Raw genomic sequence first — 25,255 nt, forward strand, 5'->3', positions numbered from 1 at the left:
TTCATCATTTTTTTCCCATCCTTCAAGCTTGCACAATAACGGGCTAAACCTAGGTAAATTCTTATGGCCAAGCCTAGGGCAAAGCGATTTGTTCTGCCCTAGAGGTCTGTTCTATTCTTCTCTTATCCTTTGCCTGTTTTTCTTACAAAGAATTTCAAATATAAATTCCATCAAAATCAATTTCCAGAAGGCGTTAAGGTGGTAATGCCACTCAGCTCGGCCACCTCATTTTCCCAACTAATCCTAATTATTCCATCGGCATTTACCGTACCGGAGCCTGTAAATACTGCTCTTTCAAAAACATTATCCGCTTGTTCTGTCATGGTTATTTTACCACACAATTCAGAAAAAACTGCAGGATTGTCATTCTCTCCGTATAATTCAGAATAAACACCTCCCGTAATGTCTGAAATCCTATAGGTAAATGGCTCTAACTCTGTAATGGTTACTTGATAATTTACTGTTCCGAAAGAACCTACTGTAACCGAAGTATAAATTCCGGCAAGTTCAGAAGGGCATGAAAGTCTAATTTCAATAGTCAATTGGTGGTAATTGGTGCTGATTTTGGTTTCTCCGGCATCAATTATGGTCAACACAAGATCCGGCAATTCATCACTTGCCAAATTTCCAGTAAGAATTTCTATAGGAACATCTACAAAACTACTATTGGCAGGTATGGTAACTTTATTTGTCTCCATATTGTAATGCACACCTTCGATTGCAGTAGAAAGGGGATCCACACCCAATTCAACTTCAATAGGGGTATTGACCTGAGCACCCACCAGGTTAATGCGAACTTTCTCTTGATCCACTTGATTGTCACTAGACTTGGTGACAATTTTCTGAATGGTATTATTGGGTAAAGAGGCCTCATCAAATTCCACTTCCATTCCCTCCCATAGGATATTGAAGCCTGAGTCTTCCATGCAAGAAATATTTCCTGCCATCAAACTTAAGAACAACACCCAACCAAACACCTTATACTGTCTATGTTTTTTCATTAGTAGCCGGGGTTTTGTTCCAGTTTTTCATTCAATGTAATTTCATCCAAGGGTATATTCGACAAAATACGGTAATCTGTATAAGGCACATCCAGAAATCCTTCAGGTTTGCTAATGTTCTTGCCGTTTCTTTTCAAATCAAACCAACGGTGTCCTTCAAGTGCAAACTCTAACCTTCTTTCCAATAAAATGCGGTTGAGCAATGCCTCACCAGATAAAAGGTTGTCAATCGCCCCCAGCCCTCGTCTGGAACGCAGTGCATTTAAATCTGCACGTGCTCCCGAAGGGTTGCTTTCATACCTTGCCTCTGCCCTAATTAAATAGAGCTCTGAGGCTCTTAAAATAGGAAGGTTTTCTAAAAAATCTCCTTTATAACCAGTCCATTTCCTACTTGCATAAACATCTCCTTCGACACCCTCCCTAGTGGTGGCCGCCCAGCAGTTTTTTCGTACATCTCCCTCTTCATAGGCTGCCATTAAATCATCTGATGCTCCAATGATAAATTGTGCAGCAGGTTCATTGTCAGCAACTAGGGAGTTCAATGAATTATTGACCCCATTTCCATCTGACCAGTCTACAATTCTTAACTCTAGTTCAAACAAGGACTCGGGGTGCGGAGCTCTAGAAAAACCTTGTACGTATTGGTCAGCGTCCAATAAACCTTCACCATTGGTAAGTAGGCCCATAATTTCCATCGCATAGGATGCAGCCTCCTCTGCTTCTGCCATTTTGCCCCAATATAAATAAAGTCGTGCGAGCAGGGTTAATGCTGCACCTGTATTGGCATAATACACCCCATCAGAACCGATTGGTGCATACCCCACCAAAGGAATGGCCGCCAAAAGGTCGCTTTCTATTTGTTCGTAAACTTCTTCTACCGTAGACCTTGAAAGGTACTCATTGGCTTCTGAGGCGACTAAAGTTGGGGTTAATCTCATTATTGGCCCCAAATTGAACCCATTTACCTCTTTACCCGGCTCGTAACCATAAACCCTGCATAGGTCAAAGTAAAAAAGTGCACGCATAAAATAGGCTTCTCCTTTAATGAAAGATTTTTCATCTTCCTCTCCAGAGACTTCTTCATCATCAATTCCCTCAATAATTAGGTTGGCATCATTTATCCCTCCAAAGACATCCAACCCCCAAATATCAATATGTTCCCGATCGCTGTTGGCCTCTTCACCTTGATACCTTCCGGTATTGGCTATTGTTTTTAAATTGTCCGCTAATATTTCAGGCGCGATCATCATTGTCTGTCCATAATAACCGAAACTGGTAGCTCTATTGTACATGGAATTGGCAACAGACTGGTAACCGGATACGTCATTTAATGCAACTTCCGGAGTAAGACTTTGCCTAGGGTTGGTAGTCAAATCAGTACAGGCAACCAAAAGAAATGCAACACCCGAATAAACTATTTTATTTATCATCCTATCTATCATCTCAATTTCAAAAGGTTAAGTTGATACCTGCCGTCATTTGTTTAGAGCTAGGATAAGTTCCATAGGTTGTCCCCAGTGAATTCACCTCCGGATCCAGGCCATTGTATTTTGTAAGTGTCCATAAATTTATTCCCTGGACAAAAACATTTAGTTCTTCAATTTTAACTTTGTTCAATAAAGTTTTCGGTAAATTATAATTTAAAGTCACTTGCTTGAGTCTTATATAGCTACCGTCAGAAATAAGTCTGGTAGAGGTCTGTTGATAGCCTGAATGACCGGGTATACGCCCTCCCTCATAAGGGATAGGCACATTGGTTATCTGTCCCGGTTCCCGCCAAAAATACAACTGATCCTTCGTTTGATTATCCTGTCCAATAGAACCAGCTTGTGCCAGGTTGTATAAATCTTGATTGAAAGCCAAATTACCATATTGATATTGGAAAAATACTTCCAGACTCACCGGCCCATATTTCAAAGTATTGGAAAGCCCTCCATAGGTCCATGGCATTGTACTGCCAAGGTACTTCATGTCATCATCTGTAACTTGGTAGGTATATTCACCATTTTCATCATAGTACATGGGAGAACCATTGGCAGGGTTTACTCCTGCATACTCATATCCATACAGGAAACCAATAGGTTTTCCGACAATCAAATCATTCCCCACTCTATCGAGGCCTTCATAGAGTTCTAATAATTCATTGGAAAATATGGAGGTATTGAACCTTGTAGACCAGCTAAATTTTCCAATTATCAAATTAGTGGTCTGTATATCAAAATCTATCCCTTGATTACGTAGTTTTCCTGCATTTCTTGTAATGCTACCAAAGCCTGAATCCAAAGGCAATCTTGTATCAAAAAGCAACTTCCGAGAATCTTTTCTCCAGGCATCCAAGGTTACAATTATTCTTCCATTAAATAAGGTAGCATCTACTCCAATATTAGTAGAGACCGATTCTTCCCATGTTAACAAGTCATTTCCCAATTGGACAAAACTTAAAGCTCCTCCACCTAGGTATTGTCCTGCGGTACTAAGCAAGGTTCTTGATTCAAAATTGCCAATACTTGAATTGCCTGTCACACCATAAGAAGTTCTTAACCTTAGGTTATCCACCCAATCGGTATTCCTCATAAAAGGCTCAGAAGAAATCCTCCAACCTGCTGAAACCGCTCCAAAAGTCCCCCATCTGGAATTACTCCCAAACCTGGAAGAACCATCTCTTCTAATGGTAAGATCAAAATTATATTTGTCGTCATAATCATATTTTGCCTGACCAAAAAATCCTGATCTTATGTATTCTGTATAAAACCCACCCACATCAAAAGGCACTGCTGCATTCTGCAAATACCTCAAGACAGGATTGGGAAATCCACGGCCTATTGCAGAATTGGTTTCTTGGGTTTCTTTTTTATACTCATATCCTAGGATTCCACTGATGGTATGTACATCAAAAATCTTTTTATTAACATTGAAATTGGCATTGGCATTCGAATTAACAATTCTTCTGTCTGCAAAATAAGAGGACCCTCCATAACTGGCAAATACCGGTATGGTAGAAGGCCTGTTGTTTTCATCCCTATTGTCTGAAAAGTCCAAACCGGCAAAGCCTGTAAATCCTAGCCATGGCAATATTTTATAGTTCATATTTAAGTTAGACACTGACTGGTAACTTGTGGCTCGCTTAAGTTCCTCATTGACACCCTGCACAATGTTGTATCCAAAAAGATGTTCGGAAGGGTATTCTGCATAGGTCCCATCCTCATTATAAATAGGCACATTAGGCCTTGCAGCATAACCTGCCACAAAGGGGCTATTGACATAATTCCCTCTATCAATCGACCCATTGGTTACCTGTTTGGCAAGAGAAAAATTTGCTCCAATGGTAAACCTTTCATTTACCTTGTGCGACAAGTTCATTCTTCCTGTACTTCTCGAATAATCTGATTGGATGATTTGCCCTTGATGATAAGTATGAGATCCTGAGAGAAAAAACTGTGTTCGTTCATCACCTCCTGATAAAGAAATATCATATACACTCATCCTGCCGTCCCTATATAACGCATCTATCCAATCAGAATTTTGTAAATCTGCATCACTTGGGCTACCAAAAATACTCTCTACTGTTCTAAAGTTGAGTCCGGCATTTATATATGCTTGACGCTTAATGGATGCAAGCTCTGAGGCATTCATAACATCATAAAACCCAATGGGCTGAACGATTCCTTCCTGGGCTGAAAACCGAACCCTGGTTTTTCCTGATTTTCCTTTTTTTGTAGTAATTAAAACTACTCCATTGGCTGCCTGGGCCCCATAAATGGCAGCAGCTGCAGCATCTTTAAATACCTCAATGGATTCAATATCACTCGGATTGATGGATGACAGTGCATTTTGACTTCCCTCTCCCGAAAGCCCTCCTGATGCAATTTGAACCCCGTCCACAATATACAGGGGCTCAGTTCCTGCATTTATAGACCCTACCCCTCTCACCTGCACAGTTAGCGTACCTCCCGGCTGGCCTGAGTCAGAAGTAACCTGCACACCGGCTATCCTACCTTGTATGGCCCTATCAAAAGATTGCATTGGTAAATCCTGAAAAATCTCTCCTTTTACTGAGGCGATTGCTCCAGTTACTTCTCTTCTCGTTTGGTCTCCATAGGAGGTGACCACCACCTCATCCAAGTAAGATATATCTGAATTCAAGGCTACATCTATATTGCTCCTGTTCCCTATTACTACCTCTTGGGGCTGCAGCCCCACAAAGCGGAATAGAAGAACTTTATCATCTTCCTTTATCTGAATTTGATAATTCCCCTCAATGTCTGAAATAGTTCCGTTAGTAGACCCTTTGACCATCACCGTGGCACCGGGGATAGGCAAACCATCTTCGAAAGTGGTCACCTTACCACGAACAGTTCTGGTTTGTGACTGCACCAAAAAATTCACGGAAAGAAGTGTTATTACAAGTAGTATGGCTTTCCTCATATAATAATGTTGAAATAAACAATCAGTCAATTTTATACAAATTCCATGATTATTCCAATAAGTTAGGTGAAGTATAAACAATGATTGAAGTAGGACTGTAGAATAATAACGATGTAAGCGAGGTTGTGTTCAATAAATATCACAGTTTTTTAAGTGCTTCTACAATATAAAAACCTCTATTCGTCGATTAAATGCTCTATTTTCTTCCGTATCATTCGACCTCAAAGGCTCTGCTGCTCCTCTACCTTCAATTTCTAGCCTTTCTGAATAAATTCCTTCCCCAAGCAAATATTTTTTCACTTCCTTTGCCCTCTTTAAACTCAGTTCTGAATTATAACTGTCCTTCCCAATATTGTCAGTATGGCCTACAATCAAAAGTTTGACTGTGGGGTGATCCAGCAAAAACTTATGTAACTTTTTTAGGGAGCTTAAAGAGGATTTCTTTAGAACTGTTTGATCAAAATCGAAAAATATATTTTCAAAAATAAAATGTTTTCCCTTAGCTATAGGTTCCAAATTAATCTGAAAACCTTGTTTATTCCTCAGACTGTCACGATCTACATTGTAAATCTTAGGCATATACCCTTGCTTTTCTACATAAAGCCCTGAATTCTCTTTGTCTGGATAAATCATCGTAAAAGTGCCATCTTTACCGTCAGACTTGAAATTGTACATTGTGCTATCCCTATCAAGGTCAATCAATGAAAGTAGCGCTTCAACAGCTTCACCGGTTTCTTCATTAATCACTTTTCCACTTGTCACAATCAATTCATGTCCTAAATCAATTTCTTCAGGAAAATCAAAACGATACAAATAGGAGCTATCTACTTTTCCAAGCTCAAAACTATTCTCCGTATAGTAAGCGAAATCTTTCTGGGCAGTAATAAACAATGCCAATTGGTCTTTTTGATCATTGATAGGGAAACCCATATTCACTGGTTTTCCAAAACCATTGCCCTCAATTACACTTTTAAAAATATCCTTGGCTCCAAAGCCAGGATGTCCATCGGAAGCAAAAAACAACATCGTATTATTAAAAAATATAAATGGGGATACCTCGTCCTTTTTTGTATTTATACTGGAACCTAGATTTTTGGCCTTTGACCATGTCCCATCCTCGAGTCTTTCAGACACCCAAAGATCAATGCCACCTTCTCCTTCTGGCCTATTGGAAGAAAAAAACAATAAACTCCCATCTGCAGAAAGCGAAGGCTGGGATTCCCAATACCTCGTATTGACTTTATTACCCATATTGGTAGGGCTTTGCCACTCTCCATTCATCCTGGCAGTTATGTACAAATCACAGTTTCCATGGGAACCAGGTGTATTACAGGAAGTGAAAATTAGTAAATTTCCATCTGCAGAAATGGTACAAGTACCTTCATTATAGGATGAATTGATCAAAGTAGAGATTGACTCTGGCTCAGACCATTCTCCTTCATCGAAATCAGAAAAAAAGATGTCTTCGTTGTATTTGGCCGTAATCCCATCTCTTTTTGTAAAAAACAGCCGTTTACCATCTGCCGTAAGTACAGGGAAATATTGAAGTCTAAATTGATTTAAAGGCCTTGGAAGCTTTTTTTTTCTTATATCAATAGGGTTCTTGATTCCCTCAGCAATAATCTCTAATTGTTGTAATTTGTTTGCATATTCATCCGATTTCAAAAAGGATTCGTCAAAATAGGCTTCATTTTCTTCAAAAATATCTAAGGCCTCTTGGAAAGCTCCTTGCGTTAAATAGATTTCCCCTTCCAACCATGCTAATTTCCCTTTAAAGAAATCATTCTTTTTAAGAGGAAGCCTTGATTGGCCCTTTTTCGTAACAGCTAATGCTTCTTCTGGCATACCCCTACTCAGCAGCACCTGCGCATGTTTCAAATACGCTTCAAAAAAATCACTGCTTCGTTCGTAGGCTGCTTTGTACTTTTCTTGGGCTTCCGGAAGCTGTTTTCTATTAAGAAACTGGTCTCCTTCCTCATAAAATCTAATGGCTCGTTTATCAACTATAGAAAACTCCTGTCCAATTGTTTGAAAACATATTCCTGCAAACGATATGACAATAAGGAGTTTCTTTAGCATGGTTTCTAAGGTATTTCCATGTATTTATGGGTCTGAAGTGAAACCCGCCAAGCTGGGTTTTCCTTCACAAAATCTATAATCAAAGGTGTCATTATTTCTGCTTTTGACCATTCAGGCTGAAGCAAAAGATGACATTTTTCATTTACCAATTTTGCATGTTTAAGTGCAAAATCAAAATCGCTTTTATTGAAAACTACTACTTTCAATTCGTTCGCATGTTCATAGACCTGCGGTAAAGGTTGTTTAAACTTTTTGGGTGACAGACATGTCCAATCGATCGTCCCACTAAAAGGATGAGCTCCTGAGGTTTCCATATTTATCTGAAAACCTTTGTCTTTCAATAAACTTGTCAAAGGGCCAAGATTATGCATCAATGGCTCTCCTCCGGTGATCACAACCAAGCGTGCTGGGTAAGATTCTGCTTCTGCTACCATTTTCGAAATGGGAACAATTGGCCATCTCTCGGCCTCCCAGGAATCTTTCACATCACACCAAACGCAACCTACATCACATCCTCCCAAACGAATAAAATAAGCAGGTTGTCCAGAAAACATTCCTTCACCTTGAATCGTATAGAAAGCTTCCATCAATGGCAGTGACAAACCATTGAGAAGCGCATTTTTTTTATCTTGCATAATTTTTGGTTAAGCGGGTAATTGAACCGCTTTGTTTAAAATAATTTTAAGCGAACCTATTGGTAAACTTCTCCTTTGGCTGCCAAAAGTGTGTTGTACAACAATGAAGCAATGGTCATAGGACCAACTCCCCCAGGTACCGGCGTGATAGCTGAAGCCTTGCTTGAAGCCTCTTCAAAGTTAACATCTCCAACCAAACGGAAACCGCTTTTCTTGCTGGCATCAGGTATGCGGTGAATTCCCACATCAATCACTACTGCGCCTTCTTTCACCATGTCTCCAGTAACGAAGCCTTCTCTACCAATGGCTACAATCAGTATATCTGCACTTTGGGCAATTTCTTTCAAATTTTTAGTCCTACTGTGGGTTATGGTAACTGTACAGTTTCCTGGGTAGGCATTTCGGGCCATTAAAATGCTCATGGGTGAACCTACAATATGGCTTCTTCCTATCACTACGCAATGCTTTCCAGAAGTCTCTATTTCATAGCGCTTCAACAACTCTACTATACCGTATGGTGTTGCTGCTATATATGCCGGCCAACCTAAGGTCATGCGCCCTACATTCGCAGGGGTAAACCCATCAACATCTTTTTCAGGCTTAATCTTGGCGGTAACTTTCTCCACTGAAATATGCCCGGGAAGTGGCAATTGAACAATCAATCCGTCAATGTCTGGATTGTCATTTATTTTCTCTACTTCTTTAAGTAGGTCTTGCTCTGAAACTGTATCATCCAAACGAACTAAAGTAGAACCAAAGCCTACCTGCTCACAAGCTTTGACCTTTGCGCCTACGTAAGTTTGGCTAGCTCCATCATTCCCAACGAGAATCGCTGCTAGGTGTGGGGCTTTTTTACCATTATTTTTTAGCAAAACTACTTCTTCTGCAATTTCCTCTTTAATGATCGCAGCGGTTTTTTTACCATCAATTCTTATCAATCCTTCTCTTTGTTGCATAGGTGTTTTTTTATCCAAAATCGCCTAAAATATCAGATAACTAAAGGTTACCCTTTATAATGATTTTTATTTTCAATTAGCTGAAAAAGAATGTGCTGAAATTTAATCCAGCTTAAGCACAGCCATAAAGGCTTCCTGAGGTACTTCAACATTACCCACCTGTCTCATTCGCTTCTTACCTTTCTTCTGCTTGTCAAGGAGCTTCCTTTTTCTAGAAATATCTCCACCATAACATTTTGCCAATACATTTTTCCTCAATGCTTTGACCGTTTCTCTTGCAATCACCTTGGTTCCTATTGCAGCTTGTATGGCAATTTCAAACATTTGTCTTGGAACCAATTCCTTTAATTTTTCACAAAGTCTCTTGCCCCATTCATATGCTTTGTCTCTATGGACAATAGCAGAAAGTGCATCCACGGGTTCACCATTAAGCATGACATCAAGTCGCACCATGTTAGATTGCTTGAAGCCAATCAATTCATAATCCAGGGAGGCATATCCTCTTGAAATCGTTTTTAACTTGTCGAAAAAGTCAAACACTATCTCTACCAAAGGCATGTCAAAGGTCAATTCCACCCTATCTGATGTCAGGTATACCTGATTTTTTATTTGCCCTCTTTTCTCCATGCAGAGCTGAATCACAGGCCCAACATAATCAGCAGCAGTAATAATGGCCGCTTTTACAAAGGGTTCTTCAATATGCTTGAAGAGATTAGGTTCAGGCATATCTGAAGGCGCATTCACCAACTTGAAACTGTCATCATTCATTAATGCCCTAAACTGTACGGAAGGAACGGTAGTGATAACCGTCATGTCAAATTCCCTTTCCAGGCGCTCCTGAATGATCTCCATATGAAGCATTCCCAAAAAGCCACACCTAAATCCAAAACCCAAGGCTGCTGAAGTTTCAGGTTCCCACACTAAAGAGGCATCATTGAGTTGTAACTTTTCCATAGAAGCCCTAAGCTCCTCGAAATCGGTTGTTTCAACCGGATAAATACCAGCGAAAACCATAGGCTTCACATTTTCAAAACCCTGAACGGTTGCGCTACATGGTCTTTTCACATGAGTGATGGTATCCCCTACTTTTACTTCTTTGGCAATTTTTATACCTGAAATCAAATACCCTACATTACCTGCTTGTAATTGCTTTTGGGGTTGTTGCTGATAACCCAGAATACCAATTTCGTCGGCTTCATATTCTCTGCCGGTATTGACAAACTTGATCTTATCGCCTTTATTAATGGTGCCATTGAATATTCGAAACAACACTTCAACACCCCTGAATGGATTGTATACGGAATCAAAAATCATGGCTTGCAAAGGAGCATCCACATCTCCTTTAGGAGGAGGAATCCTTTCTACCACAGCATTAAGAATGTCTTCTATTCCAATACCTTCTTTACCTGATGCCAATACAATATCCTCTCTGGAACATCCTATCATTTCCATTACCTCCTCGGCAACAACCTCAGGTTGTGCACCTGGCAAGTCGATTTTATTCAAAACCGGAATGATTTCCAAATCATGACCTATGGCCAGATAAAGGTTTGAGATAGTTTGAGCTTCTATTCCTTGAGAAGCATCAACGATCAGAAGTGCGCCCTCACAGGCTGCTATAGACCGAGAAACCTCATAAGAAAAATCCACATGACCTGGGGTATCTATAAGGTTCAACGTATACTCTTCTCCTTTATAGGGAAACTTCATTTGGATGGCATGCGATTTAATCGTAATCCCCCGCTCCCGTTCTAAATCCATACTATCCAATAGCTGGTCTTGCATTTCCCGCTCCGTCACAGTGTTTGTGAATTGTAAAAGTCGGTCTGCTAGTGTACTTTTGCCATGGTCAATATGGGCAATTATACAGAAATTTCTTGTGTTTTGCATGTTCATACTATGTGCAAAAGTAGTAAATAGTTAGTGTTTTAATATGTTTTACCCATATAAATTAGAAGTTTGCCAGCTGGGATTATTCAGACTAGCTACTTCTGGCGCTTTGATAAGGTTAAAATTCAAAAATAACTGAAAATAATGCTTCAAATGAAACTCTACTTTCTTCTGTTTTTTGGTTGGAAAATGATGTTTGCAGCAACAGATATAAGCCTAAACACCCCAACTAAGACTGAGGGCATTGTCTTGATCCATCCTAACCGACGTCTTGTCTGGGATGATTTCAAAAAAGTTGACATTATAAGCAATAGGTCAACCATAAATGCCATAACCCAAAGCACCTGCGAAATAGATATCTTGAAGATTAACGAAAACAAAGAGCATGTTACTTTGGACATTGCCGTAAAGATCAACCTTCACAAAGAACTAAGTCAGGTTAAAAATGATTTTTTTAACACAAGAGATGAGCAAACAAAAAAAAGGGTTCTTCATCATGAGAATGGGCATTTTTTAATCGCTCAAATTATAGGGCATAGAATACTTAATGCTGTAAACAAATTTAAATTTGAAAAAAAGAACCACAGAAGTCAACTAAACAATATTATCAGAGAAAATTTCAAAGACTGGAAACGACTGGATTCACAATATGACGCCCAATCCACCAAACCGCACAAACCCGAAATGCAGGCAAGATGGGATAGTTTTTTTGAATCAGAACTTAAATCCCTAAAACAAGAATTATAAAAACAATACTATGAAATCAATTGCTGACAAAAAGAAAAAAGAGAATATAATAGAATATGTATTGTACATGTATAGAATGGAGGACCTTTTAAGGGCCTATCAATTTGAAATGGAAGATGTAAATGCCTACGTTTTGGGACATAAAAACATAGACAAAAAGGTCAAAGAAGAAACCCAAGTCTGGCTTTCAAACATGGGTAATCAAATGGAGGAACAAGGCATCAAAGAAAAGGGACACCTGGAAGATGTGCAGGAAATAGTAGGTCAATTGGCTAAAATTCATTGGCAACTACTAAAAGAAGATCCTGATTACATTGCCATTTATCGCAAAACCCAAGCCCATTTGTTGAAATTAATAGCTGATACAAAAGAGGATATTCCTGAGCATGAAATTCAAGTCTTTATAAATACGCTATATGGTATTTTGTTGAATAAATTAAATGGAAGAAAAATACCGCTGGAAATCATGGATGCAGCTGCTAGTTTTGGGGATGTCCTAGCTTGTATAAACATTGCTTATATGAAGGACTTCTTGACAACTGATAAGTAAGCAGAGAACAATTATTCCATAAATTCATAAACACTGTGATAGGTCCCCTGTTCTTGAACAAAATCCAGAAAGGACTGGTAAAAACCATTGTTACCTATGGTGGCACTGTCTCCAAGTACAATTAATTTTCTTTTGGCTCTAGTTAAGGCAACGTTCATTCTTCGGGTATCTGCCAAAAAACCGATTTCACCTTGTGGGTTGGATCTGGTGAGGCTAATAAGCATAATATCACGCTCCTGCCCTTGAAACCCATCTACGGTGCTAATAGTCAAATTTTGTTCCATTTGTTTTAAAAACAACCATTCCGATTCTGTGGCTAACATCTCCTTTAACATTCTAACCTGTGCACTATACGGAGCGATAAGTCCTACGTTCCAAGGTTGGCCCTCTCTGTTTTTTGCGCCTACTTTTTTAATAAGTTCTTTTAAAAGTCCGAGTGCCATCTTAGCTTCATCCTTATTGCTAACACTAAGTGTCTCCTTATCCTTAAACTCCATAAACCCACTACCGGCAGTGTCTATAAATGCCATTGAGGGTTCATTCTCTATTAAATAATGAGTTTTAGTATTAGGCGCTGCTTGTAGCTGATTATTATAAAAGGCGGCATTAGAAAAACCCATAATTGCCTCAGCCATTCTGTATTGCAGAGACAGCAACTGAGCCGCTTCGGGTTGATTGGAAATGACTTTCTCAAACAGGGTATTCTGCAGTCCTTTGGCCGCTTCTCTGGATTTTATGGTAGGAGGTAGTTGAAAGTGATCCCCTGCCAAAACAACCTTTTGGGCTTTCATAATCGGGATCCAGGTAGCAGGTTCCATACCCTGAGCTGCTTCATCTAAGAAAACAACCTGAAAAAACGTTCCTTTGAGTAGGATAGATGCTGCCCCCACAAGAGTACATGCCACTACCTGACAAGAAGAAAGGATTGACTGGGTCATGTAATCATAAAGCTGCCTAGCTTCAGCCTGACAACGACCTGCTTCATTATAATTTCTTTTACGATCTTCCCTTTCTGCATGACCAAAACTCCGCTTAAACTTATTGGCCTTGCGACGGAATTCATCTGCAGCTTTTTTTAATTTTTTGTATTCTTTATAAGAGGGGTGGGCCATTACACGTGCATCCAGTGTTCGCTGAATAATATTTTCGTCTACCCTTGCCGGGTGTCCTAATCTAAGAACATCCACCCCGGCCTCATCCATTCTCTCCACCAATAAATCAACCGCAGCATTACTTGGTGCACAAACCATAACCTGATCAAACTGTTGTGTAGCCAGAACAATTGCCTGGATAAGCGTAGTTGTTTTGCCAGTACCTGGCGGTCCATGAACAATGGCCAGGTCCTTTGCATTATTAATCAGTTCCAAAGCTTTGTTTTGCCCTTCATTCAACAGTGGATTGTTTTGGTTTCCTTGTTCTTCAATTTTTGGTTTTTCATATCCCAAAAGCACCTCTTTCAGATAAGCAATTCTGTTGTTTCCTGATGCCACCAATGTGTCCATGGTGTTCATCATTACTTTGTATGAAGTGTCATCAAACATCAAATTAACGCCTATTCTGCCCTCACTTACCCAATCAGGCAAGGTTTCCGTATTCAAGCTTAAGGCCATCACATTACCTTTCACATTATTCACTACTCCATTTAAATAAGTAGATTGGATGTCATTTTCTTGGGCATTAGAAAATAAACTTATGGATTTACCTGAATGAAATCCATGATTAGAAGTAGTTTCATTTACAGAAATCTCTATGACCAGTTGATCTGAAAATGCCCATTTTACCTTATTCAAATGCACTGGATACCAACAAACTCCAGCTAGAATTTTGTCCTTTATGGATTTCCTGAAAGTCAAACTTCTGAATTGGGCAAGATCTTCCACCCATTCCATTTGTAAAAGATTCTTAGTATATAATAATTCTTCAGTTATATTTGTCATTTATTATTTCTTGTTTGAATACTCAAGATTAAGGAAATCATTCCTAAAATTAATTAAATAGTCCTTCTTTAATCGCATGAATTTCTTAGCACATGCTTATTTATCTTTTGATCAGCCCAAAGTATTAGTCGGTAATTTTATCGGCGATTTTGTTAGAGGCAATTTAAACGTGCAATTTGAAAGAGATATTATCACCGGAATAATGCTACACAGGGAGATCGATAGCTACACAGACAAACATCCCTTGGTTAAAGAAGCACAAAAACTTTTAAAACCAAAATTTGCAAGGTATTCTTCTGTAATCACAGACATGTATTTCGATTACTTCTTAGCTAAAAACTGGGAGCAATACAGTCCGGTAAAATTGGAAGATTATACAAAGTCTGTGTATAAATTATTGGAATCTGAACGAGCAATCCTTCCGAGCAAATTTCTTTTGCCATTTAAATACATGCAGGAAGAAAACTGGCTTATGGCCTATGGCACCATGGCGGGCATTCAGCGTTCTTTTACCGGAATGGCTTACCGCACTACCTTTGATTCCAAAATGGAATTAGCACCAAAATTTCTTCAGGAAAACCATGCAGTAATTGAATCCTATTTTGAACGTTTTTTCGAGGATTTGATTCAATTTTCAAAGAATAAACTGAAACAATTACACAAGAGAAATGGTTAGTTGTAAACCTAAAAAAAGTACCTACCTGTCTTTGGGCATAGTCGTACTGTTATTATTTATGGGCTTAAGTTATCTTCTATATGATTTTAACCACAGTCGTGAATTCCCTTTTCTTTTCTACTTAATCGGCTGTAGTATAATAACCGTTGTGTTATTGCTGATCTTGGTAAAGATGATGGCTGGCTATAAATTTTTAGCTGCAGGGAATGAAAAAATTGAAATTTGGCTCCCACTTAAAGGTCAACGAAAGAAATACAAGCTGGAAGACCTTTTGGCCTGGCAAGAAGAGGAAGTCCTAGCAAATAAGAAAGTTTTTAAACAGCTTATTTTAGTTTTTTCGGACAAATATTCTTTTGCAATTAGCAATCACGAACATCTTGGCTATGATGACTTAAGGAGATACCTAGGAAAGAAAGCAAGTAAAAAAAGAGTAAAAAACTAAATGATAAGGGTTAGGTTTTCATTTAAACATACCCTTATAAGGTATAATTAGCTCCAAGCACTTCTCAGAAGAATCGGAAAAACCTTTCAATATCCCCAATTTACTTCCTTGTGTTTTTGGTATTGAAAAACCTCTGGATCAAACCCGAAATATGCAATAGACATACTATTACGTACTGAAATCGCTTTAAAATCAGCCACTTCGTTGCTGTTTTCAATTTCACCATAGCGGTGCTATGCTAAAATATCCAAACAGCCTTATTTTCTTGCGATTGCAACACTTCCCGTAAACACGGGACAGGCTTCACCCCTGACCATTGTCAGGGCGGAGAAATCCTATTAAATAATCCGGGTTAAAAATATCAGTGTGACCAATCAAAACTATCGATCTCTTCCAGACTTGCTTTAAGAAGTTGAATGCTTGCTTGCACATCTTTTTTATTTGCCATCTCAATTACTTGATGCAAATGTCTGGTCGGTATGGAAATAGCACCAGCAATAGCTCCTTTTTTACCCATCCTTTGTACACCAGCAGTATCCGTTCCTCCGGCAGTTAATATTTCAGTTTGAAATGCTATATTGTTTTTAGTGGCTGTTGCTTTCATAAATGACACCATTCGGTAATCACAAATGGCAGAAGCATCCATAATTTTTATAGCAGTACCTTTCCCAAGTTCTGTGATTTTCTCATGAGCGGCTGCTCCCGGCAAATCAAAAGCAATGGTAGTATCCAGGGCTATTCCAAAATCAGGATCAATATGGTGTGCAGAGACCTGGGCTCCTCTAATCCCTACTTCTTCTTGCACTGTAAAGGTGGCGTATACATCATAGGCAGGAGTTTTTAATTCCTTTAAGGTTTCTAAAAGTATAAAAACCGCAATTCTATTGTCAATTGATTTACAGTTGACGCAGTCTCCCATTTCTACCAACTCCCTTTCACGAGTAATTGGATCACCTACCTGAATCCACTTCTCAACTTCTTCCTTTCCCATGCCCAAGTCAATGAAATAATCAGCTATTTTAGGAAGCTTGTTTTTTTCATCTGCTGTCATCACATGAATGGGTTTGGTTCCCATCACTCCCATGACATCTTTATTTTTGCCATGAACAATGACACGTTGGGCGGTTAAGGTCTTTGGATCAAATCCTCCTAAAGTATGAAACCTTAAAAAGCCATTTTCATCAATATGGGTAACAATAAACCCTATTTCATCCATATGAGCGGCAACCATCACTCGTTTATTTTCCGGATTTCTAAGCCCTCTTTTTATGGCAATTACATTCCCGATATTGTCTACAGATATTTCATCTACCAACCCTTTGGCCTTATCTACGATAAAATCTCTTATTTTTTTTTCGAAACCTGGCGCCCCTGGCAATTCACAAATTTCTTTTAATAAAGCAACATCAATCATTCTTTTCTCTGGTTAATAAGCTCTTGTTTCTTTGCCTTCCATATAATTCACAAAAGCTTTTTTTACTACACGAATTCCTCCATCAGTTGGAAAATCTCCCGTAAAATACCAATCTCCGGTATGTGCAGGGCAGGATAAATGTAAATTTTGGACAGTCTGATAGATTACGTGTACTTCAGCCTCTATGCTTTCCGAGGTGACGATGGAAGCAATTTTATCAGAAATCTCCTGATCAGTGAAAGGCTCATAAATCTCTTTTACAAAGTTCTCCTTACCAGTGGGTTCCTCCACGCACTTCTTGTAGACTCTGTCTAAAAGATTGTCCATTCCTCCATTGTCATTAATTAAAGAGACAGCGGCTCTGAATGCTATAAAGTCTTTCATCCGCGACATATCTATCCCATAACAATCCGGGAATCGAATCTGAGGAGCAGAAGAAACAATAATTATACGCTTAGGTTTTAGTTTATCTAAGGTGGTAAGCACACTTTTTTCAATGGTAGTACCTCTTACAATACTGTCATCAATAAGCACTATGGTATCTACTCCTGAACGAATCACCTCATAGGTGGTATCATAAACATTGGACACCATTACATCTCTGTCTGAATCATTGGTGATAAAGGTCCTTAATTTTACATCTTTGGAAACCAATTTCTCTACTCGAGGCCTAAAATTAAGCAACTCCTCTAAATCATCAAGATGAGGTTTCCCTTCAATTAAAATTTCCTTACGCTTGGCACTTAAGTAATCTTCCAACCCCTCAATCATTCCATAATAAGCTGTTTCAGCTGTATTAGGGATATAAGAAAATACGGTGTTCTTAAGGTCAAAATCAATGGACTTCAGTATTTGAGGGACCAAAGCCCTTCCGAGATTTTTTCTCTCCTTGTAAATATCAGGGTCAGTACCCCTGGAAAAATAAATTCTTTCAAAACTACAAGATTTTTTCTCCTTTGGAGGAATGATTTCGTATTCCCCATAAGAGCCATCCTTGTTAAAAATCAAAGCATTACCGGGCTGAATCTCTTTTATTTGCTTGTAATCAATATCGAATGCTGTTTTAATAGGTGGTTTTTCAGAGGCCACTACTACTATCTCATCATCTGCGTAATAGTAAGCTGGTCGTATGCCTATTGGATCTCTCACAACAAAGCCTGCCCCATTCCCAATTAATCCGGCCATTGCATAGCCTCCATCAAAATCTCTGCAACTTCTTCTTAAAATCCTGGCTACATCAAGCTCTTGCTCTATTACTTCAGTGACTTCTTCGTTTGAAAAATTCTCTTTATACTTATCGAAAATTCTTTGGTTTTCTTCGTCGAGAAAGTGGCCAATTTTCTCCATTACGGTTACTGTATCCGTCTTCTCCTTTGGATGTTGACCTAAATTGACCAGAATATCAAACAATTCCTCCACATTGGTCATGTTGAAATTGCCAGCCATCACCAAGTTCCTACTCCGCCAATTGTTCTGTTTTAAAAATGGATGACAAGTTTCGATGCTGTTTTGCCCATGCGTGCCATACCTAAGGTGACCAAGCCAGACCTCACCAGAAAAAGCAGTGTTCTCTTTTATCCAGTCAGCATTCATCAAATCCTCTTCAGTACCTAACTTCTTAGACTTTTTATATTTTTTATTGATCTTTTGGAAAATCTTAGTAACAGCCTCAGATTCTACTGACCTATATCTGCTAATATATCTTGTACCTGGAGGGGTATTGATTTTAATATTTGCCAACCCAGCACCATCTTGACCTCGGTTGATCTGTTTTTGCATCAATACATATAATCTGTTGGCAGCATAAAACGGCGTATTATATTTATCAATATAATATTGTAATGGTTTTCTAAGCCGAATCATGGCAATCCCACATTCGTGTTTGATCTTATCACTCATAACATTCTAAAGGAGTAAAATACGTCCCAAAGTTACGTCTTTTTTTAAGAATTAGTTCCCCCAATCAACCAAACTTAAAAGTAAGAACAAATCACTAAAAAAGATAAATTTCGAAAATAACCTATTCCCACAAAGGATATTTCTGAAGTTTAATCTGTTTACCAAAGAAAAGCTTGGTCGTTTCTTCAAAAGAAACCGTGTAATCAGAGACTAAAAATTTATCTTTCTCGGTGGTTTTTTTCTCAGCCAAAAGTCCATTAAACTTTAGTAGGTCGGCCACTGATCTGGCCACCGTTTCTGAAGCATCAATAAGTTCAATCTTTCCATTAAAAAATTCTAGAATTTGATTTTTTATCAAAGGATAATGGGTACAACCCAACACCAAAGTCTGGATTTCTTTTAATTCTGGCTGCCCCAAATAAGAGGCAATAATGTCCTTACTAATATTTTGCAAGTGAAAGCCCTCTTCAATCATGGGAGCTAGTAAGGGGGTGGCTAAGGATTTCATCTGTATGCCTACACCTAAATTATTGACTTTTTGCAAATAGACTCCTGAAGTCACCGTCTGCTTAGTGCCTATCAATCCCACCGTTTCTCCATTATGGTGCTTGCCTAGAAAATTAACTACTGGGTCAATCACATTTACAACAAGCGCCTTGGAAGCCACATAGGCTTTCACTAGATCAAATGCAGCCGCAGAAGCAGAATTACAAGCGATTAGAATCAGCTTGCATTTTTCTTTGATCAAGACATCTGCAATTTTTACCGAATAAGCCTGGATCGCTGCCGTACTTTTATCCCCATAAGGCAAATGAGCGGTATCACCGAAATAAACAATTTGCTCATTTGGTAGTAATTTCTTCACCTCCCTGGCTACTGTTAACCCTCCTATTCCACTGTCAAAAATCCCAATGGGAGATTGTGCGTCGATGGCCATATGTACTAAAAATTTAAAATAAATCCCTGGGTTCACGCACCCAGGGAAATGCAAGCGAAGGATTAACTATAATTAAAATTAAAACCCAGAATATGCAATAATGAATGCATTCCATATGCTGAGCATAACAAAGTTACTAAAGTTTTTTGATGTTACAAAAGTCATTTTTCTCATCAAAATGGGTACTATTTACCCATATTTCCGAAGGTACCCTTTAGTTTAACTTCCTTGATCAGGGTTGGCACAATTAATGCTTTTCTTGACCTATAACCATTCTATCATGAAACGTCAAATTATTATTGGGCTGGGTGTAATCATTCTATTTATCCTTATTATGATTAACCCTCTGGTCAAACCCCAGAGAACCAGCCAACAGATGTTAGAAGTTAATAAAGACAACTATCTGTTCCAATCATCCGTATATGATACGAGAGGCTCCATTTCGGACACCGTCAATATTTCTATTGCTGATTTACCTAAGAGTATTCAACATGTTATTCAAACGGACAGCCTTATTAACAATCTGGAAATAAGAACAGTAAAAAAAATATCTAAAAATAATAACGACTTCTATGACGTTTGTTTTAAGGATACAGACTATTTCAACATAATGGTCCTATATGACAAAAACGGACTAATAGTCTCCCAACTTTGAAAAAAATAACAGCTAAGCCAACGTTTACTAAAAAGCACTGATTGTGAAATCGGTGCTTTTACTTTATATTTAAACTTTAATGGGTATTATTTTATATGGCGAAAATTCTTTTAATTGAGGATGACCTTACCTACTCTAAAATCATAAGTAAGTTTTTAGAGAAGAATGGATACGAGGTGATCAGTAGTGCAAAAGTAGCTGACGGACTTAGTTATTATGAAAAGCATCAAGTTGATTTAATCATCACAGACTACAGATTACCTGATGGGACAGGTATGGAAGTTTTGGATAAAGTATTGTATGATCATCCTGAATTGCCTGTAATTTTGATTACAAATTATTCAGACATTAGAACAGCCGTAAAATCCATGAAAATGGGGGCTTTTGAATACATTACCAAACCAATCCACCCTGACGAACTTCTACTTACTGTGCAGCAGGCTTTAAAAAACGAAAAAAGTCCAAGGCCTGCTCAACAAGCTAGTAAATCCCTTCCTAAAGGGGATAAGCTTTCCGAATTGGATTACCAAATCGGGAAAAGTAAAGAAGCCCTGCAAATCGAAGAACACATCGGACTGGTGGCCCCTACTGACCTAAGTATTATAGTACTAGGCGAAAGCGGTACAGGTAAAGAATACATTTCTAAACGAATTCATCAAAAGTCAAAAAGAGCCAATGGGCCCTTTGTTGCTGTAGATTGTGGCGCATTATCCAAAGACCTTGCTGGCAGTGAACTCTTTGGTCATGTAAAAGGTGCCTTTACCGGTGCCATAGACCATAAAACAGGTCATTTCGAAAATGCCAATGGCGGAACAATATTTCTGGACGAAATAGGAAATTTAAGCTATGAGATTCAAATCAAGCTTCTGAGAGCTATTCAAGAGCGCAAAATCAGAAAAATAGGTGCCAATAAGGACATTTCAGTAGATGTACGAATCATCACTGCTACCAATGAAGATCTTCAAGACTTGGCCAAGCAAGGTTTATTTAGAGAAGACCTTTTTCACAGATTAAATGAATTCAGTATTCGTGCTCAACCTTTAAGAGAAAGGTTAGAAGACCTGATGTTTTTTTCTAAATTATTCATGGAAAAAAGCAATATAAACCTAGATAGGAATGTCGAGGGCTTTAGTTCTGAAGTAGAAAAAATATTCAGAGAATACCATTGGCCGGGAAATCTCCGTGAGCTTAGAAACATCATAAGAAGAGCGGTTTTGCTAACTGGTGATGGCCTTATTCAAACAAAGGTAATCCCATCGGAGCTACTGGATTTTGAGCCCTTTCAGCCCATCGACATCAATTCAGCTAAGGACCTGAAAAGTTCATTTGAAGACCAAGAGAAGGCCCTTATAATTAAAACGCTCGAAGAAATGCGCTTTAATAAGTCCAAAACGGCCAAAGTTTTGAACATGGACCGAAAAACTCTTTACAACAAACTTGAAAAGTATGGATTGGACTAATCGGCCATAACATATCCAAACTGAGTTGCCAGATTCTCCAAAAGAGTGTTGATTTTTTCTGTCAACTCCCATACTTTTTCCTGAACATTACTGGTATTGCCCCTTTTCAAGTCATTTTCAATTGCTATTGCAAGGTTTCTATATTTAAATTTCAACTGCCCCAGTCGACTTGATAGTTGGTGAGCAATGGCTTGAACTTTTTTGTAATCCTTTTTGTCACAGGCTTTGTTTATCCTAATTAAATCTAATCCTGTTTGGGTATAAAACCCTTCAATCACCTCTTTAAACAATGTTTCATCTCCCATGCAGAAACGTCTTATGTCCTCTAGGTCATAATCTCCCCTATCAGTACTTCCTTCAGTAGGTTCAACATAAGGGCTTAACTTAGCCGGCTCAATATCCAATACTTCTACTTGAGCGGGTTTGACAAACTCGAGGATCTTCTTTACTAGATCGGTCTCATTAAAAGGTTTTAATAGCAAGCCATCGAAACCTTCTTTCATCATACTCTCCCTATCTTGGGTAAAAACATTGGCTGTCATGGCCAGTATGGGTACTTCTTTGTATTTTTTCCTACTCCTTATTTCATTAAAAACCTGATATCCATCCACTTCAGGCATTTGAATATCCAAAAGAATCAGGTCAAAATCATCCTCTTCAAATTCCTTCATAAATTCCACCCCTCCTATATAAGAAATCACCTCTGCCCCTAAAGAATTGAGCAATAGGGTGGCAAACTTTAAACCCATTTCATCATCATCCACAAGAAGTACTTTTAATCCTTCCATTCTTTCAGGCACGGTTGTCAGCATAGGGCTTTCTTCCTTTTTATCCAGCAATGTGGTAGGAATTGAAAGGGATACTTTTGTCCCTACTCCAGGTGTGCTCTCCACACCTATTTGTCCTCCTTGAAGGTCTACAAGCTTTTTCACAATAGCCAATCCTAGCCCGGTACCTCCATATTTTCTTGATATGGTTCCGTCGCCTTGGTTAAACTCTTTAAAAAGATTGGATTGTAGTTTTTCATCCATCCCCATACCTGTATCCTCCACATCAACCAAAAGGTTGCTCATTTCATCTACAGACACTTTCACAGAAACTTTCCCTTCCTCTGTAAACTTTACTGCATTGGACAATAAATTATTCATTATCTGATTAATCCTCAGGTCATCTCCAAGCAAAAATTTGTTTTTAGGAAGCAAGACTGAAAATTCAAGTGAAAGACCATTGTCCAATGCCTTCTGTTTGAAAAAAGAATGAATGTCTTTAAAAAATGATTCTGGATCTATAATCCTTTTTTCAAGTTTAATTTTCCCAGCTTCAAGCTTAGAAAAATCAAGAATGTCATTGACTATTCCTATTAAAGTACCCGAAGCAAATTGGATCATTCTCACATACTCCGTTTGTTCTTCCTTCAAGTTGCTCTTGAGCAGTGCCTCATTGTACCCTTGAATCACATGGAGTGGATTTCTGATTTCATGGCTCATGCTAGCCAAAAAGTCCTGTTTCGTTTTTGCAAGGTTATCAGAACGCCTTTTAGCTTCGGCAAGTTTCTCCTGATAAACTTCTGATTTCTTTATTTCTCTTACGATACTAAAAATAAAACCTGATGAACCCACCACTCCAACGGCTATTATAATGCCCAATAATATGGAGAGCTTATAGGTTAATTCATAAGCAGAATCGTTTTCTGCATTTGATTTTAATAGCGATTCGTTTTGGAGTGAGGTGACTATTCCCTGAATATTCATTATCAGGGTTCTGTTTTTTTCATTTAGCTCTTGTTCCAGTTCACTGAGTCTGGATCGAAGGTATTGCTCTTCATTATTGATATCCGACACCATCTGTCTAACGGTATAAATAATAGAGTCTGAGCTTATCGGAACATCGTCATCCACTGGATTTATACGGTTGAGATTCTGTCTTAAAGTACCCCTGATTTTATCCATGTCCTCCTTCCCGTCTCCAGCCAAGGTTCCTGCAGCAACTACGTCTTTACTTCTGCCGGCAGGTGTTTTTTCAGAGGAAGCGCCTTGATCCCTACGAGCTGAAGGATCTATACCAATTCTTATTTTTCCTAAATTCTGTAATCTGCTTAACTCTTCTTTTCGCTTTATTTTCCTTTCGATATTATAAAGTGCTTCATTGCTGAAATTCCTATTGTAGAGACTCTTCTTCACATCCTCCAGACCTTTATAAACCACCATTAATTCATTGACACTGTAGCTGATACCTCTTACCTTTTTCAATTCTGAAGAGTCGGTAACAATTGCTTCCAGCTTTTTTATTTCATTTTGAATCTGGTTATAATAATCAAAGTTATGAGCAGTGTCTTCTTCTACAAAGACACTTCTGGATTTATCAAGTTGATAAATATCTGCCAAAAGCTGATTAAGGTTTCTTAATTTCTCATTGGGGACAGACAAAGACTCTACCGATTTCAATAATTTTGTAACACTAAAGTAAGTAACAGCTCCTACACCCACAATCAGGCAAATACTTAGAAAGAAACCGAGAATTACCATTATCCTTGCATTGAATCTCATAATCAGGGTTTGTTTTTAAAAGAATTCATAGCATCAAACTAATTGTTATGATTAAAATATTTAAACCAAAGCAGGCAATAACTATTCCCAATACCTCAAGGAATCACTTTAAGGCCATTCCATCACATACTTTCACCAAGTTCCCTATTGAGAACTAGACAGAAGCCTACAATCAGCTTTATATTATTCTGATCACTGTACTTCCTGAAACAGGTTAGTGAATACTACTGATTTATTTGGCTTCAAATACAAATTAAGCCTTTAAACCTTTGAAAATGAAGGCCTTTTTAAAAAATCTCAATAAATAGTGGTATAAAAAACAAAAAAAGAGATACCAAACCTCAAATGCATCACTCCTCTTCAATAGGCAGACCTTGACTCAATCCTTCAAAAACATGGTAAATAGCATAATAAGTAACAGGAATAGTGATCACTAAGCCTACACCAAAAGCCAATGCCCCAATTAAATTCATCAGAGCTAAGGCCAATCCGAATACGAAAAATTTGCCCCACTTTTTATGAATGATTTTTCTACTGTATTCCAACGATTGCCAGAAATCCAACCCAGAAAACAAAGTAATCAAAACACCAAACATATAGGCTACCATCAGGTAAATCCCTGGTAAGATCAGAGCAAAAACCCCCAATACGGTAATAACTTGCCCCACTATCCAAACCAAAACTACTGGTAGGTAATACCTGAACCCCTTGAAAAAATCGGGGTAAATAACTGTTTCATTTAGGCTGACTTTATTTGCCACTAAATAGAAGCCTGCAAAAAGTGGCCCTGCCAGAAAAAATGAGAATACAAAGATATAATCTTCCGCATAGTACATAAACAAGAACTGGAGCGAAAGAATTAAAAGGGTAAAAGAGATGGAATATATAGTCACCTTGCGATAGGTTTCCCATCCTTCTTTTAGCGCTTCTACAATGTCAAAATCAAAATTTCCTTCAACGATCCGATCTAAATGTTTTTTGTCCATATTGATTTATCTATGCTGTA

Annotated in this window: 19 protein-coding genes; 6 read left to right on the plus strand and 13 right to left on the minus strand. The window is 38.4% G+C overall.

From position 1 onward, the window contains the following. Window positions 1-176: 176 nt before the first annotated feature. The 7 genes from AC13EX_RS19550 to lepA all read right to left on the minus strand — a co-directional run bounded on the left by AC13EX_RS19550 (window position 177) and on the right by lepA (window position 10,992). A complete protein-coding gene (locus tag AC13EX_RS19550) occupies window positions 177-1,001 on the minus strand; it encodes a DUF4843 domain-containing protein (protein ID WP_048642439.1) in 825 nt (274 codons plus the stop codon). Next, window positions 1,001-2,431, minus strand: coding sequence for a RagB/SusD family nutrient uptake outer membrane protein (locus AC13EX_RS19555; RefSeq protein ID WP_240477799.1), 1,431 nt, complete (start codon window positions 2,429-2,431; stop codon window positions 1,001-1,003). The genes AC13EX_RS19550 and AC13EX_RS19555 overlap by 1 nt, the downstream gene beginning before the upstream one ends. A 19-nt stretch (window positions 2,432-2,450) precedes the next feature. Then, complete coding sequence (locus AC13EX_RS19560) at window positions 2,451-5,426, minus strand: SusC/RagA family TonB-linked outer membrane protein (protein WP_482893982.1); 2,976 nt, start codon at window positions 5,424-5,426, stop codon at window positions 2,451-2,453. Between the two features lie 159 nt (window positions 5,427-5,585). After that, the gene (locus AC13EX_RS19565; protein ID WP_482893983.1) at window positions 5,586-7,505 is read right to left on the minus strand and encodes an OmpA family protein; all 1,920 of its coding nucleotides are present in this window, start codon (window positions 7,503-7,505) and stop codon (window positions 5,586-5,588) included. 5 nt (window positions 7,506-7,510) lie between these two features. Continuing rightward, a complete protein-coding gene (locus AC13EX_RS19570) occupies window positions 7,511-8,140 on the minus strand; it encodes a 7-carboxy-7-deazaguanine synthase QueE (protein ID WP_482893984.1) in 630 nt (209 codons plus the stop codon). A 56-nt stretch (window positions 8,141-8,196) separates the two neighbouring features. Further along, entirely contained in the window at window positions 8,197-9,096 is a 900-nt protein-coding gene (locus AC13EX_RS19575) for a bifunctional 5,10-methylenetetrahydrofolate dehydrogenase/5,10-methenyltetrahydrofolate cyclohydrolase (RefSeq protein ID WP_482893985.1), read from the minus strand. 102 nt (window positions 9,097-9,198) lie between these two features. Next, entirely contained in the window at window positions 9,199-10,992 is a 1,794-nt protein-coding gene (lepA, locus tag AC13EX_RS19580; RefSeq protein ID WP_482893986.1) for a translation elongation factor 4, read from the minus strand. Window positions 10,993-11,139: 147 nt separating this feature from the next. Between lepA and AC13EX_RS19585 the strand changes: the two genes are divergently transcribed. Both AC13EX_RS19585 and AC13EX_RS19590 read left to right on the plus strand, forming a co-directional pair. Next, entirely contained in the window at window positions 11,140-11,733 is a 594-nt protein-coding gene (locus AC13EX_RS19585; protein WP_482893987.1) for a DUF922 domain-containing protein, read from the plus strand. 10 nt (window positions 11,734-11,743) lie between these two features. Continuing rightward, window positions 11,744-12,283, plus strand: a complete 540-nt coding sequence (locus AC13EX_RS19590) for a DUF4924 family protein (RefSeq protein ID WP_482893988.1) — start codon at window positions 11,744-11,746, stop codon at window positions 12,281-12,283. 11 nt (window positions 12,284-12,294) lie between these two features. Here AC13EX_RS19590 and AC13EX_RS19595 read toward each other — a convergent pair whose 3' ends face one another. Further along, window positions 12,295-14,220 carry an AAA domain-containing protein gene (locus AC13EX_RS19595; protein WP_482893989.1) on the minus strand — a complete coding sequence of 642 codons (1,926 nt, stop codon included), beginning with the start codon at window positions 14,218-14,220 and terminating at the stop codon, window positions 12,295-12,297. A gap of 76 nt (window positions 14,221-14,296) precedes the next feature. Here AC13EX_RS19595 and AC13EX_RS19600 point away from each other — a divergent pair, with 76 nt between their 5' ends. Both AC13EX_RS19600 and AC13EX_RS19605 read left to right on the plus strand, forming a co-directional pair. Then, a complete protein-coding gene (locus AC13EX_RS19600) occupies window positions 14,297-14,896 on the plus strand; it encodes an acyl carrier protein phosphodiesterase (protein ID WP_482893990.1) in 600 nt (199 codons plus the stop codon). Continuing rightward, the gene (locus tag AC13EX_RS19605) at window positions 14,889-15,338 is read left to right on the plus strand and encodes a hypothetical protein (RefSeq protein ID WP_482893991.1); all 450 of its coding nucleotides are present in this window, start codon (window positions 14,889-14,891) and stop codon (window positions 15,336-15,338) included. Before AC13EX_RS19600 ends, AC13EX_RS19605 begins: the two co-directional genes overlap by 8 nt. A gap of 361 nt (window positions 15,339-15,699) precedes the next feature. Here AC13EX_RS19605 and AC13EX_RS19610 read toward each other — a convergent pair whose 3' ends face one another. From AC13EX_RS19610 to murI, 3 genes are all read right to left on the minus strand, one after another. Then, the gene (locus AC13EX_RS19610; RefSeq protein ID WP_482893992.1) at window positions 15,700-16,752 is read right to left on the minus strand and encodes a M42 family metallopeptidase; all 1,053 of its coding nucleotides are present in this window, start codon (window positions 16,750-16,752) and stop codon (window positions 15,700-15,702) included. A 12-nt stretch (window positions 16,753-16,764) separates the two neighbouring features. Further along, window positions 16,765-18,651: an amidophosphoribosyltransferase gene (locus AC13EX_RS19615; RefSeq protein ID WP_048642426.1), complete on the minus strand. Its 1,887-nt coding sequence runs from the start codon at window positions 18,649-18,651 to the stop codon at window positions 16,765-16,767. A 121-nt stretch (window positions 18,652-18,772) separates the two neighbouring features. Continuing rightward, the gene (gene murI, locus AC13EX_RS19620) at window positions 18,773-19,588 is read right to left on the minus strand and encodes a glutamate racemase (RefSeq protein WP_482893993.1); all 816 of its coding nucleotides are present in this window, start codon (window positions 19,586-19,588) and stop codon (window positions 18,773-18,775) included. A 280-nt stretch (window positions 19,589-19,868) separates the two neighbouring features. Between murI and AC13EX_RS19625 the strand changes: the two genes are divergently transcribed. Together AC13EX_RS19625 and AC13EX_RS19630 are read left to right on the plus strand one after the other, a co-directional pair. Next, window positions 19,869-20,243 (plus strand): hypothetical protein, encoded by a 375-nt coding sequence (locus tag AC13EX_RS19625; protein ID WP_482893994.1) that lies wholly within the window; start codon window positions 19,869-19,871, stop codon window positions 20,241-20,243. Between the two features lie 95 nt (window positions 20,244-20,338). Beyond that, window positions 20,339-21,703, plus strand: coding sequence for a sigma-54-dependent transcriptional regulator (locus tag AC13EX_RS19630; RefSeq protein WP_339717328.1), 1,365 nt, complete (start codon window positions 20,339-20,341; stop codon window positions 21,701-21,703). On the opposite strand, the gene AC13EX_RS19635 is transcribed toward AC13EX_RS19630, so the two are convergent. Together AC13EX_RS19635 and AC13EX_RS19640 are read right to left on the minus strand one after the other, a co-directional pair. Beyond that, entirely contained in the window at window positions 21,700-24,249 is a 2,550-nt protein-coding gene (locus AC13EX_RS19635) for an ATP-binding protein (protein ID WP_482893995.1), read from the minus strand. The genes AC13EX_RS19630 and AC13EX_RS19635 overlap by 4 nt on opposite strands. A 350-nt stretch (window positions 24,250-24,599) precedes the next feature. Then, window positions 24,600-25,235: a DUF2189 domain-containing protein gene (locus tag AC13EX_RS19640; protein WP_048642422.1), complete on the minus strand. Its 636-nt coding sequence runs from the start codon at window positions 25,233-25,235 to the stop codon at window positions 24,600-24,602. Window positions 25,236-25,255: the final 20 nt, after the last annotated feature.

Source organism: Cyclobacterium sp. L-R, from assembly GCF_056859355.1.

Bases quoted from the DNA above. Each gene is read 5' to 3' on its own strand.
- AC13EX_RS19550 (WP_048642439.1), bottom strand. From the start codon at position 1,001: ATGAAAAAACATAGACAGTATAAGGTGTTTGGTTGGGTGTTGTTCTTA.
- AC13EX_RS19555 (WP_240477799.1), bottom strand. From the start codon at position 2,431: ATGATAAATAAAATAGTTTATTCGGGTGTTGCATTTCTTTTGGTTGCC.
- AC13EX_RS19560 (WP_482893982.1), bottom strand. From the start codon at position 5,426: ATGAGGAAAGCCATACTACTTGTAATAACACTTCTTTCCGTGAATTTT.
- AC13EX_RS19565 (WP_482893983.1), bottom strand. From the start codon at position 7,505: ATGCTAAAGAAACTCCTTATTGTCATATCGTTTGCAGGAATATGTTTT.
- AC13EX_RS19570 (WP_482893984.1), bottom strand. From the start codon at position 8,140: ATGCAAGATAAAAAAAATGCGCTTCTCAATGGTTTGTCACTGCCATTG.
- AC13EX_RS19575 (WP_482893985.1), bottom strand. From the start codon at position 9,096: ATGCAACAAAGAGAAGGATTGATAAGAATTGATGGTAAAAAAACCGCT.
- lepA (WP_482893986.1), bottom strand. From the start codon at position 10,992: ATGAACATGCAAAACACAAGAAATTTCTGTATAATTGCCCATATTGAC.
- AC13EX_RS19585 (WP_482893987.1), top strand. From the start codon at position 11,140: ATGAAACTCTACTTTCTTCTGTTTTTTGGTTGGAAAATGATGTTTGCA.
- AC13EX_RS19590 (WP_482893988.1), top strand. From the start codon at position 11,744: ATGAAATCAATTGCTGACAAAAAGAAAAAAGAGAATATAATAGAATAT.
- AC13EX_RS19595 (WP_482893989.1), bottom strand. From the start codon at position 14,220: ATGACAAATATAACTGAAGAATTATTATATACTAAGAATCTTTTACAA.
- AC13EX_RS19600 (WP_482893990.1), top strand. From the start codon at position 14,297: ATGAATTTCTTAGCACATGCTTATTTATCTTTTGATCAGCCCAAAGTA.
- AC13EX_RS19605 (WP_482893991.1), top strand. From the start codon at position 14,889: ATGGTTAGTTGTAAACCTAAAAAAAGTACCTACCTGTCTTTGGGCATA.
- AC13EX_RS19610 (WP_482893992.1), bottom strand. From the start codon at position 16,752: ATGATTGATGTTGCTTTATTAAAAGAAATTTGTGAATTGCCAGGGGCG.
- AC13EX_RS19615 (WP_048642426.1), bottom strand. From the start codon at position 18,651: ATGAGTGATAAGATCAAACACGAATGTGGGATTGCCATGATTCGGCTT.
- murI (WP_482893993.1), bottom strand. From the start codon at position 19,588: ATGGCCATCGACGCACAATCTCCCATTGGGATTTTTGACAGTGGAATA.
- AC13EX_RS19625 (WP_482893994.1), top strand. From the start codon at position 19,869: ATGAAACGTCAAATTATTATTGGGCTGGGTGTAATCATTCTATTTATC.
- AC13EX_RS19630 (WP_339717328.1), top strand. From the start codon at position 20,339: ATGGCGAAAATTCTTTTAATTGAGGATGACCTTACCTACTCTAAAATC.
- AC13EX_RS19635 (WP_482893995.1), bottom strand. From the start codon at position 24,249: ATGAGATTCAATGCAAGGATAATGGTAATTCTCGGTTTCTTTCTAAGT.
- AC13EX_RS19640 (WP_048642422.1), bottom strand. From the start codon at position 25,235: ATGGACAAAAAACATTTAGATCGGATCGTTGAAGGAAATTTTGATTTT.